Here is a 16,803-nt window from a genome sequence, read left to right on the forward strand (position 1 = left end):
AGGTGCGTCATGCGCAACGTCGGACATTTCATCGGCGGCCGGATCGTGAACGGCGAAAGCGGCCGCACGGCGGACGTGTTCCACCCCTCGACCGGCGAGGTCCAGGGCAAGGTCGCCCTCGCCAGCAAGGCGGAGATGCGTGCGGCGGTGGAGAACGCCAAGGCGGCCCAGCCGGCCTGGGCGGCGACCAACCCGCAGAAGCGCGCCCGCGTGATGATGCGCTTCCTCGAACTGATGCGCGGCTACAACCAGGAACTGGCCGAGCTGCTGGCCTCCGAGCACGGCAAGACGGTGCCCGACGCCAAGGGCGACATCCAGCGCGGCGTCGAGGTGGTGGAGTTCGCCTGCGGCATCCCGCACCTGCTGAAGGGCGAGTTCACCGAATCGGCCGGCACCGGCATCGACGTCTATTCCCTGCGCCAGCCGCTCGGCGTGGTCGCCGGCATCACGCCGTTCAACTTCCCGGCGATGATCCCCCTGTGGAAGTGCGCCCCGGCCATCGCCTGCGGCAACGCCTTCATCCTGAAGCCCTCCGAGCGCGACCCCGGCGTGCCGCTCCGCATCGCCGAGATCTTCCTGGAGGCCGGCCTGCCGCCGGGCATCCTGAACGTCGTGAACGGCGACAAGGAAGCCGTGGACGCCATCCTCGATGACGAGGACATCGCGGCGGTGGGCTTCGTCGGCTCCTCCTCCATCGCGGAATACATCTACGTCCGCGCCGCGCAGACGGGGAAGCGCGCCCAGTGCTTCGGCGGCGCCAAGAACCACATGATCGTCATGCCCGACGCCAACATGGACCAAGCGGTCGATGCCCTGATCGGGGCAGGCTACGGCTCGGCGGGCGAGCGCTGCATGGCGATCTCGGTGGCCGTGCCGGTGGGCGAGAAGACCGCCGACCGCCTGATGGAGCGGCTGATCCCCCGCGTCGAGGCGCTGAAGATCGGCCCGTCCCACGACGAGGCGGCGGATTACGGCCCCCTCGTCACCCGCGACGCGGTGGAGAAGGTGCGCGGCTACATCGAGACGGGCGTGCGCGAGGGCGCGCAGCTCGCCGTCGACGGGCGCGGCTTCAAGCTCCAGGGCTACGAGAACGGCTTCTACCTCGGCGGCTCGCTGTTCGACCGCGTGACCCCGGACATGACGATCTACAAGGAAGAGATCTTCGGGCCGGTGCTCTCGGTGGTGCGGGCCAAGGATTACGAGGAGGCGCTGGCGCTCCCCTCGACGCACCAGTACGGCAACGGCGTCGCGATCTTCACCCAGGACGGCGATGCCGCCCGCGACTTCACCACCCGCGTGAACACCGGCATGGTCGGCGTGAACGTGCCGATCCCGGTTCCGATCGCCTACCACACCTTCGGCGGCTGGAAGCGCTCCGGCTTCGGCGACCTGAACCAGCACGGGCCGGACTCGATCCGCTTCTACACCAAGACCAAGACCGTGACGCAGCGCTGGCCCTCCGGCATCAAGAGCGGCGCGGAATTCTCGATCCCGACCATGCGGTAAGATCGCATGGCCCTCCCCCGCCACGCGGGGGAGGGGTATCGAGACCGGGGAGGATCACCCATGCAATTCGGCCTCGACGAGGACCAGACCGCGATCCGCGACATGGCCGCCGCCTTCGCGGCCGACCACATCGCCCCCCACGCCCTGGAATGGGACGAGACCAAGACGTTCCCCGTCGCGACCCTGCGCGAGGCGGCCGGGCTCGGCATGGCGGGCATCTATGTCCGCGAGGAATCCGGCGGCACCGGGATGGGGCGGATCGAGGCGGCGCTGATCTTCGAGGCGCTGGCGATAGGCTGCCCGACGGTCGCGGCCTTCCTGTCGATCCACAACATGTGCGCCTGGATGGTGGACGCCTACGGCTCGGACGCGCAGCGGGCGCGCTTCCTCCCCGGCCTCACCACGATGGACACCATCGCGAGCTACTGCCTCACCGAGCCGGGCTCCGGCTCCGACGCGGCGGCGCTGCGCACCCGCGCCGAGCGGGACGGCGACCATTACGTGCTCCACGGCGAGAAGCAGTTCATCTCGGGTGCCGGCGCCGCCGACCTCTACGTCTGCATGGTCCGCACCGGCGAGGCGGGGCCGAAGGGCGTCTCCACCGTGCTGGTCGAGGGCGACACGCCGGGCCTCTCCTTCGGCGCCAACGAGCGCAAGATGGGCTGGAACGCGCAGCCCACCCGCGCCGTACGCTTCGACGGCTGCCGCGTGCCCGTCGCCAACCGACTCGGCGCCGAGGGCGAGGGTTTTCGCATCGCCATGAGCGGGCTCGACGGGGGCCGGATCAACATCGCCGCCTGCTCGCTCGGCGGGGCGCAATCGGCGCTGGACAAGGCGCTCGCCTATATGGGCGACCGCCGAGCCTTCGGCGCGAAGCTCACCGATTTCCAGGCGCTGCAATTCCGGCTCGCCGACATGCAGACGGCCCTGACCGTCTCGCGGACCTTCCTGCACCACGCCGCACGGGCCCTCGACGCGAAATCCCCCGAGGCGACGCAGCTCTGCGCCATGGCCAAGCGCCACGTCACCGACGCCGCCTTCGAGGTCGCCAACCAAGCCCTGCAGCTGCATGGCGGCTACGGCTATCTCGCCGAGTACGGGATCGAGAAGATCGTCCGCGACCTGCGGGTGCACCAGATCCTGGAAGGCACGAACGAGATCATGCGGGTGATCGTCGCCCGCGCCCTGATCGGGGGCCGCTGATGGACGAGGTGATCGTCGAGACCGAGGGCAGCCTGGGGCGCATCCGCCTCAACCGGCCGAAGGCCCTGAACGCCCTGAACCATGAGATGGTCGGGCTGATCGACCGGGCGCTGGACCGGTTCGGTGCCGACGGGGCCGTGACGGCGGTGCTGCTGACCGGCGAGGGCGAGCGCGCCCTCTGCGCGGGGGGCGACCTGCGCTCCCTCTACGAGAACGAGACGGCCGTCGCCGAGGATTTCTGGCGGGACGAGTACCGCCTCGATTCGCGGATCAGCCGCTACGAGAAGCCGTTCGTGGCGGTGATGGACGGCGTCACCATGGGCGGCGGCGTCGGGCTCTCGGGCCATGCCGCGCACCGGATCGTCACCGAGCGCTCCCGCGTCGCCATGCCGGAGACGGGCATCGGCTACCTGCCCGATGTCGGCGGGACATGGCTCCTGCCGCGCGCGCCGGGCGAACTCGGCACCTATCTCGGCCTGACCGGCGCGCAGATCGGCGCCCCGGATGCCATCCTCTGCGGCATGGCCGATGCGTTCGTCCCCTCCGCCGCGCTGCCGGACCTGATCGCGGCGCTGGCCTCCGGCGAGGCGGTCGATGCGGTCCTCGCCCGACATGCGAAGGACCCCGGCCCGGCGCCGCTCGCCGCCCACCGGGCGGTGATCGACCGCTGCTTCGCCTTCGACATGGTGGACGAGATCCTCGCCGCCCTCGACGCGGACGGATCGGATTTCGCGGCCGAGACGAAGGCGGTGCTCCTCACCAAGGCCCCGTCGAGCCTCGTGCTGACGCTGTGCCTGCTGCGGCTGGGCCGGGCGGCGCCCAACCTCGAAGCTTGCCTGGAGCGGGAGTTCCACGCCTCCCTGGCGCTTCTGGACGAGGGCGATTTCCGCGAGGGCATCCGCGCGGCGGTGATCGACAAGGACAAGTCGCCCCGCTGGAACCCGCCGCGCCTCGATGAGGTCGATCCCGCCCGGATCGCCCGATGGCTGGAGACGCGGGCCGCGCCGGTCTTCGCGAAGGACCGGACTGGGCCGGTGTGAGGTCAGCATCCCCTCTCCCTGCTTGCGGGGAGAGGGCTGAGCCCCCCTCGCCGGGGGCGAAGCGAGGCGGCAGCCGGGGGTGAGCCCCCTCACCGCCGCTTCGGCTTCGCCTTCGCTTCCCGCTGACACGACGCGGTGTCAGCGGGCCTCTCCCCGTAGGCGGGGAGAGGGAAAGAACCGAAAGAAGAACGGGAGGACACCAGCATGGCACGCACGATCGGCTTCATCGGGCTCGGCAACATGGGCGGGCCGATGGCGGCCAACCTCGTGAAGGCGGGGCATACCGTGCGCGGCTTCGACCTCGTGCCCGCCTCCCTCGACCTCGCCCGCGAGGCGGGCGTCGCGGTGGCCGGGTCGGTGCTGGAGGCCGCCGAGGGGGCCGAGGTGGTGATCACCATGCTCCCCGCCGGCCGTCACGTCGTCGAGGTCTGGACGCAACTCGCGGACGCCGTCCCCGCCGGCACGCTGCTCATCGATTCCTCCACCGTCGACGTCGAGAGCGCCCGCAAGGCGCACGCCCTGGCGCAGGCGCGGGACTGCCTCTCCGTCGATGCGCCGGTCTCCGGCGGGACGGGCGGGGCCAAGGCCGGCACGCTCACCTTCATGGCTGGCGGCGAGGAAGCCGCCTTCGCCGGGGCCGAGCCCCTGCTGAAGGCCATGGGCAAGAACGTGTTCCATTGCGGGCAGGCCGGCGCCGGGCAGGCGGCCAAGATCTGCAACAACATGATCCTCGGCATCTCGATGATCGGCGTCTGCGAGGCCTTCGCGCTCGGCGAGAAGCTCGGCCTGTCGCACGAGGCGCTCTACGACGTCGCCTCGGTCTCCTCCGGCCAGTGCTGGTCGCTGACGAGCTACTGCCCGGTGCCGGGCCCCGTGCCGGCCTCCCCCGCCAACAACGGCTACAAGCCGGGCTTCGCCGCCGCGCTGATGCTGAAGGATCTACGGCTGGCCCAGGCCGCCGCCCTGGCGGCCGGCGCCGCGACGCCGCTGGGCGCCGAGGCTGCACAGATCTACGGGTTGTTCGACGGCCTCGGCCACGGGGGTGAGGACTTTTCCGCCATCATCCGTATGCTCCGTGGGGACGCAGGAGAGGCGTGATGGACCACGAGACGATTCTCACCGAGACCCGGGGGCGGGTGCTCCTCATCACCCTCAACCGGCCGAAGGCGCTGAACGCGATCAACGCGCAGCTCACCGCCGAGGTGATCGCTGCCGCCTCCGCCGCCGATGCCGATCCGGAGATCGGCTGCATCGTCCTCACCGGCTCGGAGCGGGCCTTCGCGGCCGGCGCCGACATCAAGGAGATGCAGCACCTCTCCTACGCCGAGGTCTACGGGAAGGACCGCTTCTCCGACTGGGACCGCTTCAACGCCGTGCGCACGCCGATCATCGCGGCGGTGGCGGGCTACGCGCTCGGCGGCGGCTGCGAGTTGGCGATGATGTGCGACTTCATCCTCGCCGCCGACACCGCCCAGTTCGGCCAGCCGGAGATCAAGCTCGGCGTGATGCCGGGCATGGGCGGCAGCCAGCGCCTCGCCCGCTACGTCGGCAAGGCCAAGGCGATGGAGATGTGCCTCACCGGCCGGATGATGGACGCCGCCGAGGCCGAGCGCTGCGGCCTCGTCTCGCGGATCGTGCCCGCCGCCGACCTCGTGGAGGAGGCGGTGAAGACCGGGCAGACCATCGCCGGCATGTCGAAGCCCGGTGCGATGATGACCAAGGAGGCGGTGAACCGCGCCTACGAGACCACCCTCACCGAGGGTTTGCGGTTCGAGCGCCGGGTGTTCCACGCCATGTTCGCCACGGACGACCAGAAGGAGGGCATGGCCGCCTTCGTGGAGAAGCGTCCGGCGACGTTTTCGCACCGCTAAGAACACGCTACCCCGCCAAGGGGGAGACGACGTCCCAAGGGGAGGACATCATGCCGAGCTTCCGGGAGGCCCGCGACCTGCTGCTGGCCCATCGCACGGATTACGCCGCCGCCGTCGCGCAGTTCAGGTGGCCGGAGGCGGTGCCGTTCAACTGGGCGCTCGACTGGTTCGATGCCGGGCTCGCCGCCGAGTATCCCGACCGGCCGGGCTTGCGCATCGTGGAGGCCGCGACGGGGGCCGAGCAGTCGCTCACCTTCGCTGAATTGAGCCGCCGCTCGAATCAGGTGGCGAACCACCTCGCCCGCCTCGGCCTGACGCGGGGCGACCACCTGCTCCTGCTGCTCGGCAACGTGCCGGCCCTGTGGGAGACGTTCCTCGCCGCGATGAAGCTCGGCGTGGTGGTGATCCCCGCCACCACCCTGCTCACCGCCGAGGAACTGGCCGACCGGCTGGAGCGCGGCCGGGCCAAGGCCATCGTCGCCGGGCCGGAGCAATTGCCCCGCTTCGCCACGCTCGACACGGCGAACGTCACCCGCATCGTCACCGGGCCGGCGACGGAGGGCTGGCGCGCCTATGACGAGGCGTTCGCGGAATCCGAACGCTTCTCGCCCGACCGGCCGACCGGGGCGGACGACCCGCTGATCCTCTATTTCACCTCCGGCACCACGGCGAAGCCGAAGCTGGTGCGCCACAGCCACCGCTCGTATCCCGTGGGCGCCCTCTCGACCATGTACTGGCTCGGGCTCCAGCCCGGCGACCAGCATTGCAACGTCTCCTCCCCCGGCTGGGCCAAGCACGCGTGGTCGTCGTTCTTCGCCCCCTGGAACGCGGGGGCGACGATCCTCGTGATCAACCAGGCGCCGTTCAACGCGCGCATCCTGCTGGACCAGTTGGAGAAGACCGGGGCCACCACCCTCTGCGCGCCGCCGACCGTCTGGCGCATGGTGATCCAGGAGACGCTCGACGGCCGCGACCTCCGCCTGCGCGAGGTCTGCGCGGCGGGCGAGCCCCTGAACCCGGAGGTGATCGAGCGGGTGAAGGAGGCCTGGGGCCTCACCATCCGCGACGGCTACGGCCAGACCGAGACCACGGCGCTGATGGCCAACACCCCCGGCCAGCCGGTGGTGCCCGGCGCCCTCGGGCGGCCGCTCCCCGGCTACCGGGTGCGGGTGCTCGATGCCGACGACGAGCCGGCGAGCGAGGGGGAGGTCTGCCTGGAACTCGGCGCCCACCGCCCCGCCGGGCTGATGCAGGGCTACGACGACGGGCGCGGGCGCCTGACCGGGGCCGAGGGCGAGGTCTACCGCACGGGCGACGTGGCCTTCGTCGATGGGCAGGGCTGCTACACCTTCGTCGGCCGGGCGGACGACGTGTTCAAATCCTCCGGCTACCGGATCAGCCCGTTCGAACTGGAGAGCGTGCTGATCGAGCACCCCCTCGTCGCCGAGGCGGCGGTGGTGCCGGTGCCCGACCCGCTCCGCTACACGATCCCCAAGGCCTATGTGCTGCTCACCGCCTCGGCCAAGGCCGGGCCGGAGGCGGCGCTCGACATCTTCCGCTTCACGAACGCCAAGCTCGCGAGCTTCAAGCGCCTGCGCGCCCTGGAATTCGTGGACGAGTTGCCGAAGACCATCTCCGGCAAGATCCGCCGGGTGCAGTTGCGCCGGCTCGAACACGACGGCGTCACCGACGACCCGTACCGGGGCACCGCCTTCACGCAAGCGGACTTCCCCGAGCTGAAGGGCGAGGCCGAGAAGAAGCCCGACCAGACGGCCGGGTGAGGGACGCCCTCACGGTTAACCGGCCCCTGCCGCGATCCGAAGCATTTAGCGGATCCGGCGAGGGTCGCATCGACCTTGCCCCACGCCGGCCGGGGCCGGGGGGCCGATGCGTAAAATTGTCGGCATTCGCTTCAGCGCGAAGGAGGCCGGTCGCTGCAATCCTAGGTCTATAGAGACACGGGATTGCACGCGATGCGCGCGGGATTGCTCAAGGCGGTGCGGGGGGCGGCGGTCGCCGCCCTGGCGCTCGCGGGGGTGGCCACGGCGGCCGAGGCGCAGGTGCTGGCGAACCTGCCGACCGAGCCCGGCCTCGTCCCCAAGGCCGAGGCGCGGCCGATCGCGGCCTGGGTGACGTTCTGCGAGGCCTATGCGGACGAATGCGCCGTGGACCGCAACGAGCCGGCGCGGATCGCCCTGACCCCGTCCATCTGGACCAGCATCGTCACCATCAACCGCCGCATCAACAAGGCGGTCGAGCCGATGACCGACATGGAGCACCTGCACGTCGCCGACCACTGGGACCTCGCGGAGGACGGGTACGGCGATTGCGAGGATTACCAATTGCTCAAGCGCCACCTGCTCGCCCTGGCCGGGCTGCCCCGCCGGGCCATGCGGATGACGGTGGTGATCGACGAGAAGGGCGAGGGCCACGCCGTGCTGACCCTGCTGACCGACCGGGGCGATCTGGTGCTCGACAACAAGACCGACACGGTCCTGCCGTGGCACCGCACCGGCTACGTGTTCATCAAGCGCGAGAGCCAGGACGCCGTGGCGTGGGTGTCGCTGGGGGGCGCCACCTCTCCGGCGACCACCGCCAACCGCTGATCAGGCCGCGCGCGGCAGGTCCGTGCGGGCGAGCCCGGCGACGTAGGTCTCGACCCGGCCGATGAAGGCGGCGAGATGGGGCGCGATTCCCCGCAGCGAGGCGAGATCGCGGGAGAGGATGTCGAGCGACAGGGCGCGGTCGCCGGCGGTGGGGGAGCCTTCGAGATAGGCGTTCACCGCGTGCTCCGCGATGCCGAGGGCCCCGGCCCGTCCATCCTCGGCGAGGGCGCGGATGACCTGCTGGATGGCGGGCTGCATGGAGTTGTCCTCGAATCCCAAGGGTCACGGTGCCGTTCCGTGGCCGCATTCTTGCGACGATGGTCGATGGATCACCGCAACCGGCCGTTGCGGAAGACGCCTTTCAAGCCGGCAAAGGGCGGGAAAAGCAAGGGTCCGAGAGGGTTACCGGGTCGTTCGCAGAACCGGTATGCTCTGAGCGCATGCGCTGAGCCGCAGCCCTGCGCGCAAAAACGTGATTCCGCGCGGAACCTCATTCGGACGTTGCGGGTTAATCCACCTTCATTTTTCGGTTGTGTGTGCAACCGCAGCGTGCCAGCCTCCCCTCATCACGCGACGCGGGATGAGCATGGGCGAAGGAGCGTCAGTTCCGGGCTTTCCCTTCGGCGACTGGGCTGCCGGGCGATGGCGCGCCGGCATCCTCCTCCGCCGGGTCCGCCAGGGTGCGAGCCTCGCCATCACCGGGCTCATCCTCACCCTCGGCAGCGCGACGACCCACGCTCATCGCGGCGTGGACCTCCCCGACAGCGCGACGGAGACCGGCGGGGGGCCGACCCGCAGCATCGCCGGCTGGGCGGATTTCTGCCGCCGGATGCCGGACGAATGCCACATCGACCCGACCCAGCCGAAGGTGATTCCCCTGACGCTCTCCGTCTGGCGGGCCCTGCGCAGCGTCAACGCGCGGGTGAACGCCCGCATCAAGCCGATGACGGACCAAGCCCATTGGGGCGTCACCGACCGCTGGGACTTCCCGGATGACGGGTTCGGCGATTGCGAGGATTACCAACTGCTCAAGCGGCGGATGCTGGCCGAGCGCGGCCTGCCCCGCCGGGCGCTGCTGATGACGGTGGTGATCGACGACATCAACGAGGGCCACGCGGTGCTGACGGTCCGCACCGACCGGGGCGACTTCATCCTCGACAACAAGACCGACGAGATCCGCCCGTGGAAGAGCGTGCCCTACGCCTTCATCAAGCGGGCGGGCCAGGAGAGCGCGGCCTGGGTGTCGCTGGAGGAGGATGCCGGCGGGGGACGCGCGGAGGCGCGGGTCGCGACCGCCGAGCCGTAGGGCATCGATCCAGACGAAGGCGTGAGTGCGTCACTGCCCTAGGGGCGATCAGACCCCGACGATCATCGCCGCGAGGTCGAGGGCGACCCGGCCGGAGACGAGGCCCCAGCCGCAGGCGATCATGGTCGCCAGCATCACGAAGGGGAAGGGGCGGCCCTCGATTCGCCGTCCGCGCACGGTGTTGCGCAGGATGATGAAGGGCGCCGAGAAGGCCAGGAGCGGCAGGGCCGCCACCGCCGGGAGGCCGCCCCGCTCCAGCAGGTTGAAGCTCGCCCGCTTCGCGGCGAAGAGTTCGAAGGCGCTGGCGAGCAGCCCCGACAAAGCGAGGCCGATGCACAGGGTGCGCAGGGAATCGACGGCGGCGGGGCTGAGGGTCATGGAGCGCGGTCCCAGAATGGCCCGCGCAATCTGACCCATCGTTTACCGAACGTTAAGCAGAGAGTTTACTTAGCGTTAACCGACGTACGGGCGGTTCAGACGTCCTCGAGGTCGATGTCGAGGATCGCCATGCGGAACACGAAGGAATCGTCGCCGTCCTCCTTGTCGTCCGCGACCACGCCGATCGACTCCTCGCCGATGAACACCTCGGCCGTGTCGCCGGTCTTCATGGCCTGGATGCGGATGTTGGTGTTCGCGAAGGTGCGGCGCATGTAGGCTTGCAGCTTCGCGATCTCGGATTTGGTCACGCTGTCTGTTCTCCGCTGGCGGCGTGGAGCGAGGCGCAGCGATTGCCACGCCCGATGCCCCACCGCAAGCGTGGCCGGACCCCCGCGCCCTAGATGCCCTCGCCCACATGGATGAAGGCGTCGAGGGCGACGAGCTGGTCCATCGCCCGGGCCGGGTCGTCGCAGCCCGCCGTGCCGACGACGCGGGCGGGCACGCCCACCACGGTCGTGTTCGCGGGCACGGGCCGCAGCACCACGGAGCCGGCGGCCACGCGGGCGCAGGCGCCGACCTCGATGTTGCCGAGGATCTTGGCGCCGGCCCCGATCATCACGCCCCGGCGGATCTTCGGATGGCGGTCGCCCCGCTGCTTGCCGGTGCCGCCCAGCGTCACCGCATGCAGGATCGACACGTCGTCCTCGATCACCGCCGTGGAGCCGACCACGAGGCCGGTGGCATGGTCGAGGAACACGCCCCGGCCGATCCGCGCGGCGGGGTGGATGTCGCACTGGAACACCTCCGAGACCCGGCTCTGGAGGTACAGGGCGAGGTCGCGCCGCCCCCGCGTCCACACATGGTGGGCGAGGCGGTGGGCCTGCAGGGCGTGGAAGCCCTTGAAGTACAGCACCGGCTCCAGGGCGCGCAGGGTCGCCGGGTCGCGGTCGATCACCGCCCCGATATCCGCACGGAACGCCGCCCCGATGGAGGGGTCGGTCTGGATCGCCTCGTGGAAGGCATGGGCGATCAACTCCGCCGGCAGGGACGGATGCCCGAGGCGGGCGGCGACGCGATGCGCGACGGCCCCCTCCAGGGTCGGATGGTTGAGGATGGTCGCCACCATCAGGGAGGCGAGCTGCGGCTCGGTGCGCAGCACCTCCTCGGCCTCGTCCCGCACCCGCGACCAGACGGGATCGCAGACGGCGAGGTCCGTCTTGGTGAAGGCTGGACTTGCGCTCATGCTCCGCGCCCGTGCTGGATGGTCTCTCGGTGAATCAGGGTTTCGAAAGGGCGAGCCCTTTCGCGGGTGCAGGGCAGCGCCCTGCCCTGTCCCCCCGCCTACAGCGTGGTGCCCCACCCCGCCCCGATCAAGACCGGGACCGCTTCAGGTCTGGTCCGCGCCGGGCGCCTGTCACCCGGCGCGGACGAGGCCGAACCGGGTCTCGATGGCCGCCGTCAGCCGGTCGAGCATCACCGGCACGGGGATGTCCGAGGTGTCGACCTGGGCGGCGGCCCGCGCGTAGAGCGGCTCGCGGCTCGCGAGAACGGCCCGCAATTCCTGCATCGCCGAGGCGTGGTCCCCGGTGGTCGGCAGGTGCCCCTGCTCGCGCACGCGGTTCATGTGCTCCTCCGGCCGGGCGCGCAGCCAGACCGTGTAGAACGCCTGCAGCAGCAGATCGTAGGTCAGTGGCTCGGCGACGATGCCGCCGCTGGTCGCGAGGATGAGCGGGCCGGGATGCTCGGTGAGCCGCCGCAGGGCGGCCTGTTCCAGGCGGCGATAGCCCTCCTGGCCGTAGATCGCGAAGATCTCCCGCACCGAGAGGGCGTTCTCGCGCTCGATCTCGGCGTTCAGCTCCACGAAGGTCCAGCCGAGCCGGTCGGCGACGAGCTTGCCGAGGGTCGATTTGCCCGCGCCGCGCAGGCCGATCAGCGCCACCCGCGCCGCGCCGGAGGCCTCGTTGCGATTGCCGCCGGACAGGATGTCCTTGGCCGCCGCGATCTGGCTGGGATTCGCGTGGGAGAGGAGATCGCGGATGACGGGCCAGTCGGGGCTGCTGTCGTCCCCGGTGATCAGGTCGTCGAGGCGCACGCCCATGGCGTTGGCGACCCGCCGCAGCAGGATGATGGAGACGTTGCCCTGCCCGCCCTCGAGCTGGGCGATGTAGCGCTCGGACAGGCCCGAGAGCTGGGACAGCACTTTTCGCGACAGGCCCCGCACCGTGCGCGCATGACGCACCCGGCGGCCGAGATCCGCGAGAAAGAGTGTCTCCTGTTCGATCACGCCGGCCATGGCGCCGTTCGCTTTCCTGCCGTTTCGGGACGCCGTTCCGCCCGGACACCCGCGGCAGCCAAGCCTCCCGACAGGGGTGGGCAGGCCCGCCACGGCGCATCCGTGCGAAGACCAGCGTACCCTACCCCGATGAATCTGATATTGACGCCGACGCCTCTCACGGGCGCAAGGGCACCTGTCCGGCGCCGAGCACAGCGTGTTGCGTATGTGTTGCGGAACGTCCCGATGGTCAAGCCTCGCGACCGATGCCGTCTGGGCAACGGTGCGTATCCTTATTGCGATGGCAGGGCCGCCGCTTCCTGCTGTACGGGCGCCGGGGCGGCCGGACGCGGCGCGGCGAACGCCAGGAGCTTCGGCGAGGGGCGGCGGGGCGGCAGCGGCACGGCCACGGCCTCCGCGACGGCGGCCATCGTCGCGGTAGCGGCCTCGGCCGGGGCGGCGGGCGACAGGCGAAGCTCGGTGAGGGCGGCGGGCGTCGCGGCGGCGACCTGCACCGTGCCGGCGAGCGCGTCCGGGCGCCGGGGCGGCAGGGGCACGTCCACCGTCGCGACCACGGCCTGCGGCGCTTCGGTGGTCAGGCTGGCGTACTGCACGGACGCGTCGCCGGCGAGGGCGGCGGGCCGGCGCGGCGGCAGCGGCACCTCCACGGCCTGGACCGGCGCCGGCTCGGCGGCGGCATAGGCCATGGCGACGGAGGCCGGGGCCATCTCGGCGGGCGGGCGGCCGGTGAAGAGGCTCGCCAGGGCGCTGGCGGTGGCGGCGACGGGGGCCACGGTCGAGGCGACGACGGTGGGGATGCCCTGGCGCTTGGCGGCGTAATAATAGCCGCGGTTATAATACTGGTAGGCCTGGTGGATGTTGCCCTGCGCGGTGCGATAGGCCCCCGCGAGGTAGGCCACGCCGTAGCGGAGGTTCGTCTCGGGATCGTAGAGGCCGGACGGGTCGCCCGTGTAGCCCAGGGAGCGCGCCGTGGCGTGCTTGATCTGCATGAGGCCGAGCGCGCTGCCGCCCTTGGCGTTGGGATTGTAGTTGCTCTCGCGCTTGACGACGGCATGCACGAAGCTCGCCGGCACTCCGTTGGCCTTTGCCTGCTGCTCGATCAGCGCGTCGATGTTGTCGCGCGCCGTCTGTGCGATGGCGGCCGCTGGCGCGACCGCGATGGCGGCAGCAAGGAAGAGGCGATGCATTCCGAGACCCGGGTGCTGCTTGTTCTATGGTCAAGCTAGGTCACCGGGAAATGAGGCCGGAAAACGGCCCGGAGCCGGCGGAGTGACGGCGGAAGGGGGACGGGCCGGGCGCTCTCCCGCCTTATCGCCCGGCCGCCCGGCCCTGTGTTCGGCCTGCCACAGGTTTGTGCCCGCCCGCCCCTTATCGGGTGGGGACAACGCGGCCGCACCCCGCCCCGGCGCGGAACCGCGGCCCCGCCGGGACGTTGGCCAGAACATTCCATGAACGGGTAAATGACATGGCCAAGTCGACCACCAAGGACAACGCCCAGGCGGAGAACCCGAAGACCGATCCGAAGGACGTGTCGAACCAGATCAAGGATCCGGACCAGTGGACCACCGGCGGCGAGCCGATGACCGGCGCGCAGGCCTCCTACCTCAAGACCCTCTCGGAGGAGGCCAAGGAGCCGGACGCTTTCGACGATTCGATCGACAAGGCCGAGGCCTCGAAGCGCATCGACTCCCTGCGGCACAAGGCCGGCCACGCCTGAGCGTGGACGATCGCGTTAAGCCGGCGGCAAGTCGCGGTCTGTATGTCTGAGGTCCGCCCCCCGTCCCCGATCGACCGGAGGACGGGGGTGCTGACGGTTTCGGAACGATGAGCGAGCGGACAGGACAGGCGAACCCATCCTCCCTCTACGGCCGCTTCCTGCGCGACGCGAGCGGGGCGACGGCCATCGAGTACGGGATGATCGGCGGCTTGATCTTCGCCGTCATCGCCGGGACCCTGAAGCTGTACGGCGCGAAGCTCGACACCGTGTACATGCAGATCGGCACCACCATCGGGCAGGCGAACTGAGAGTCTCGTCCTCCTGGGCCCTCTGGATACCGGGGGTTGCGAGGATGAAACGGCCGCCCGGCCCGTGCGAGCGCCAGTGTGGCCGCTCCGCTACGGACTCGCCGCTGCCCATGGGGTAGGCACGATACCGGCCAGACCCATGGACATCGTCCGGATGCGTACAACCCCGATCCTTCTGCTCGCCACGCTGGCGATGTCGGGCTGCACGCTGCTGCCCGCGGCGGGGCCGACGGCCACGGCGATCCAGGCCGGCGCCGAGGTGCCCGAGTCCGGGGGCGGCCTGCTCGCCCGCTACGAAATCATCGACATCAACCCCGCCACCATCGAGGCCCTGCGCGGACGGCCCCTCGACAGCCTGCTCGCCTCCTTCGGCGATCACCGCCCCTCCGCCGAACCCCTCATCGGCATCGGCGACATGGTCGCCGTCTCCGTCTGGGAGGCCGGGTCCGGCGGCCTGTTCTCCGGGCCCCTCGTCGCCGACCGCTTCTCCGCCGGCTCGAAATCCGCCCTCATCCCCGAGCAGCCGGTCGGGCGCGACGGCGCCATCTCCGTCCCCTATGCCGGCCGCATCGCCGTCGCCGGCCGCCGCCCGCAGGACGTGCAGGCGCTCATCGAGAACGAACTCGCCGGCAAGGCCATCCAGCCGCAGGTGCTCGTCTCCGTCACCAAGCCGATCTCGCAGACCGTCACCGTGACCGGCGAGGCCGTGGCCGGCGCCCGCCTGCCGCTGACCGGCCACGGCGACCGCCTGCTCGACGTCATCGCCACGGCCGGCGGCGTGCGCTCGCCGGTCTCCGAGACCTTCGTGCGGCTGTCGCGCGGGCCCGTCACGGCGACGGTGCCGCTGACCACGGTGGTGTCGAACCCGAAGGAGAACATCTACCTGCGGCCCAACGACGTGCTGACGCTGGTGCGCGATCCGCAGACCTTCCTGGCGGTGGGGGCGCTGGGCAACTCCACGGAACTGCCGTTCTCGGCGGACGGGATCACCCTGGCGCAGGCCCTGGCCAAGGCGCGGGGCCTGTCGGACTTCCAGGCCGACCCGGCCGGCACGTTCATCTTCCGGTTCGAGCCGGCGGCGATCGTGCGGCGTCTTTCGCCGGGCTCGAAGCTGACGGGCACGCCGCTGGTGCCGGTGGTGTACCGGATCGACATGCGCGACCCCAACAGCCTGTTCACGGCGCAGGCGTTCCGGATGCGCAACCGCGACCTGATCTACGTCTCGAACGCGCCGTTCACCGAGATCCAGAAGGTGCTGGGCGTCTTCTCCAGCGTCACCGGCCCCGTCGCCTCGGCCGCGGCCGTGTACACCTACGCGAAGTAGCCGAGGGATACGGAAAAGAAATCGCGTTCTGGCAAGACCTCGCGTAAGGGCTGCGGCTCGTGGGCCGAAGGCCCCGCCCGCAACCTGCGAAGAGGGTGCTGAGCAGAGCCCGATGAAAGCCGGACGTGTCGTCCCCGCCCGCGGGCTCCTCGCCGCCGCGTTGCTCGTCTCCAGCCTGTGCCTCGCCCGGCCAGCCTGCGCCGACGTGACCGTCGGCGTCGCCGTGCCGCGCTCGGGCCCCTACGTCGCCGTGGGCGAGCAGGTGTTGCGCGGCGTCGAGGCGGCGGCCCGGGAGGCCAACGCCATGGGCGGGCTCGACGGGCAGCCGGTCGTGCTCGACGTGCAGGACGACGCCTGCGATTCGAATTCCGCGACGGCGGTGGCCAACCACTTCATCCGCTCGAACGTGCGGCTCGTGGTGGGCCATGTCTGCTCGAACGCCTCCATCGCCGCCTCGGACCTCTACGCGGCCAACGGCATCGTGATGATCACGGCGGCCTCGGTGGCGGCCAAGCTGACGGACCGGGGCTTGCCGACGATCTTCCGCGTGTGCGGGCGCGACGACGACCAGGCCCGGCTCTCGGCGGCGGTGCTGGCCGAACGGTTCCGCGACCGCAAGATCGCGCTGCTGCAGGACCAGGGCGCCCCCGCGCGGCTGCTGGCCGCCGCGACGAAGGACAACCTGAACCGGATCGGCGTCAACGAGGCGCTGTTCCTGTCCTTCCAGCCCTCCGAGAAGGACGACGAGGCCCTGGCCGACCGGCTGAAGGCGGCGGGGATCGAGGTGGTCTATTACGGGGGCGACGCCGCCGAGATGGGCCGGCTCGTGAAGATCGCCGCCGACCGGGGCTACCGGCCGCAATGGTTCGGCACCTCGGCCATCGCGACGCCGGACTTCGCCAAGGTGGCGGGGCCGGCGAGCAACGGCGTACTGATGACCTTCTACCTCGACCCGAGCCGCCAGCCGGCCGCCGCCGGGGTGGTGAAGGCGTTCAAGGCGCAGGGCATCGACCCCACGGGCTCCACGATCTACGGCTACGCCGCGCTGCAGGCGCTGGTGGCGGCGGGCAACTTCGCCCATTCGACGGAGCCGCGCCCGATCACCCAGGCGCTGCACACCGAGCGGTTCGACCTCGTGCTCGGCACGGTGGGGTTCGATTCCAAGGGCGACGTCACCGCCCAGGGCTACGTCCTGTACGTCTGGAAGGACGGCAGCTTCACCCCCGCCGGCAAATAGGGATCCCAAAGGGC

General features: G+C 70.7%; 18 protein-coding genes. 12 read left to right on the plus strand and 6 right to left on the minus strand.

The annotated features are described in order from the left end of the window. Positions 1-9: 9 nt before the first annotated feature. The 7 genes from ACXJ1Y_RS17025 (at position 10) to ACXJ1Y_RS17055 (ending at position 8,226) form a co-directional block, all read left to right on the plus strand. The gene (locus ACXJ1Y_RS17025) at positions 10-1,506 is read left to right on the plus strand and encodes a CoA-acylating methylmalonate-semialdehyde dehydrogenase (protein WP_463847354.1); all 1,497 of its coding nucleotides are present in this window, start codon (positions 10-12) and stop codon (positions 1,504-1,506) included. 60 nt (positions 1,507-1,566) lie between these two features. Further along, positions 1,567-2,709: an acyl-CoA dehydrogenase family protein gene (locus ACXJ1Y_RS17030; protein WP_463847355.1), complete on the plus strand. Its 1,143-nt coding sequence runs from the start codon at positions 1,567-1,569 to the stop codon at positions 2,707-2,709. Further along, positions 2,709-3,749, plus strand: a complete 1,041-nt coding sequence (locus ACXJ1Y_RS17035; RefSeq protein ID WP_463847356.1) for an enoyl-CoA hydratase/isomerase family protein — start codon at positions 2,709-2,711, stop codon at positions 3,747-3,749. Before ACXJ1Y_RS17030 ends, ACXJ1Y_RS17035 begins: the two co-directional genes overlap by 1 nt. A gap of 204 nt (positions 3,750-3,953) precedes the next feature. Next, entirely contained in the window at positions 3,954-4,847 is an 894-nt protein-coding gene (gene mmsB / locus ACXJ1Y_RS17040; protein ID WP_463847357.1) for a 3-hydroxyisobutyrate dehydrogenase, read from the plus strand. Then, a complete protein-coding gene (locus tag ACXJ1Y_RS17045; protein WP_463847358.1) occupies positions 4,847-5,620 on the plus strand; it encodes an enoyl-CoA hydratase in 774 nt (257 codons plus the stop codon). The genes mmsB and ACXJ1Y_RS17045 overlap by 1 nt, the downstream gene beginning before the upstream one ends. Before the next feature lie 50 nt (positions 5,621-5,670). Beyond that, on the plus strand, positions 5,671-7,401 hold the full coding sequence (locus ACXJ1Y_RS17050) for an AMP-binding protein (protein ID WP_463847359.1): 1,731 nt from the start codon (positions 5,671-5,673) through the stop codon (positions 7,399-7,401). A gap of 192 nt (positions 7,402-7,593) precedes the next feature. Further along, positions 7,594-8,226 (plus strand): transglutaminase-like cysteine peptidase, encoded by a 633-nt coding sequence (locus ACXJ1Y_RS17055; protein WP_463847360.1) that lies wholly within the window; start codon positions 7,594-7,596, stop codon positions 8,224-8,226. Here the strand turns inward: ACXJ1Y_RS17055 and ACXJ1Y_RS17060 are convergent, their stop codons facing one another. Next, complete coding sequence (locus ACXJ1Y_RS17060) at positions 8,227-8,484, minus strand: hypothetical protein (protein ID WP_463847361.1); 258 nt, start codon at positions 8,482-8,484, stop codon at positions 8,227-8,229. A 328-nt stretch (positions 8,485-8,812) separates the two neighbouring features. Here ACXJ1Y_RS17060 and ACXJ1Y_RS17065 point away from each other — a divergent pair, with 328 nt between their 5' ends. Next, positions 8,813-9,532, plus strand: a complete 720-nt coding sequence (locus tag ACXJ1Y_RS17065; protein ID WP_463847362.1) for a transglutaminase-like cysteine peptidase — start codon at positions 8,813-8,815, stop codon at positions 9,530-9,532. Between the two features lie 48 nt (positions 9,533-9,580). Here ACXJ1Y_RS17065 and ACXJ1Y_RS17070 read toward each other — a convergent pair whose 3' ends face one another. The 5 genes from ACXJ1Y_RS17070 to ACXJ1Y_RS17090 form a co-directional block, all read right to left on the minus strand. After that, complete coding sequence (locus tag ACXJ1Y_RS17070) at positions 9,581-9,910, minus strand: DUF6949 family protein (RefSeq protein WP_463847363.1); 330 nt, start codon at positions 9,908-9,910, stop codon at positions 9,581-9,583. Between the two features lie 95 nt (positions 9,911-10,005). Then, the gene (locus ACXJ1Y_RS17075) at positions 10,006-10,218 is read right to left on the minus strand and encodes a DUF3126 family protein (protein ID WP_243957216.1); all 213 of its coding nucleotides are present in this window, start codon (positions 10,216-10,218) and stop codon (positions 10,006-10,008) included. 89 nt (positions 10,219-10,307) lie between these two features. Continuing rightward, positions 10,308-11,153: a serine O-acetyltransferase gene (gene cysE / locus ACXJ1Y_RS17080; RefSeq protein WP_463847364.1), complete on the minus strand. Its 846-nt coding sequence runs from the start codon at positions 11,151-11,153 to the stop codon at positions 10,308-10,310. A 171-nt stretch (positions 11,154-11,324) separates the two neighbouring features. Continuing rightward, the gene (locus tag ACXJ1Y_RS17085; RefSeq protein ID WP_243957221.1) at positions 11,325-12,203 is read right to left on the minus strand and encodes a helix-turn-helix transcriptional regulator; all 879 of its coding nucleotides are present in this window, start codon (positions 12,201-12,203) and stop codon (positions 11,325-11,327) included. Between the two features lie 272 nt (positions 12,204-12,475). Beyond that, positions 12,476-13,390: a lytic transglycosylase domain-containing protein gene (locus ACXJ1Y_RS17090; RefSeq protein WP_463847365.1), complete on the minus strand. Its 915-nt coding sequence runs from the start codon at positions 13,388-13,390 to the stop codon at positions 12,476-12,478. A gap of 278 nt (positions 13,391-13,668) precedes the next feature. Between ACXJ1Y_RS17090 and ACXJ1Y_RS17095 the strand changes: the two genes are divergently transcribed. From ACXJ1Y_RS17095 to ACXJ1Y_RS17110, 4 genes are all read left to right on the plus strand, one after another. Further along, positions 13,669-13,920, plus strand: coding sequence for a DUF3072 domain-containing protein (locus ACXJ1Y_RS17095; RefSeq protein ID WP_463847366.1), 252 nt, complete (start codon positions 13,669-13,671; stop codon positions 13,918-13,920). A gap of 107 nt (positions 13,921-14,027) precedes the next feature. Continuing rightward, on the plus strand, positions 14,028-14,228 hold the full coding sequence (locus tag ACXJ1Y_RS17100; protein WP_463847367.1) for a Flp family type IVb pilin: 201 nt from the start codon (positions 14,028-14,030) through the stop codon (positions 14,226-14,228). Positions 14,229-14,382: 154 nt separating this feature from the next. Then, the gene (locus ACXJ1Y_RS17105) at positions 14,383-15,552 is read left to right on the plus strand and encodes a polysaccharide biosynthesis/export family protein (protein ID WP_463847368.1); all 1,170 of its coding nucleotides are present in this window, start codon (positions 14,383-14,385) and stop codon (positions 15,550-15,552) included. A 112-nt stretch (positions 15,553-15,664) separates the two neighbouring features. Further along, complete coding sequence (locus ACXJ1Y_RS17110; protein ID WP_463847369.1) at positions 15,665-16,789, plus strand: branched-chain amino acid ABC transporter substrate-binding protein; 1,125 nt, start codon at positions 15,665-15,667, stop codon at positions 16,787-16,789. The last annotated feature ends 14 nt before the right edge of the window (positions 16,790-16,803 follow it).

Source organism: Methylobacterium sp. TK26, from assembly GCF_055361565.1.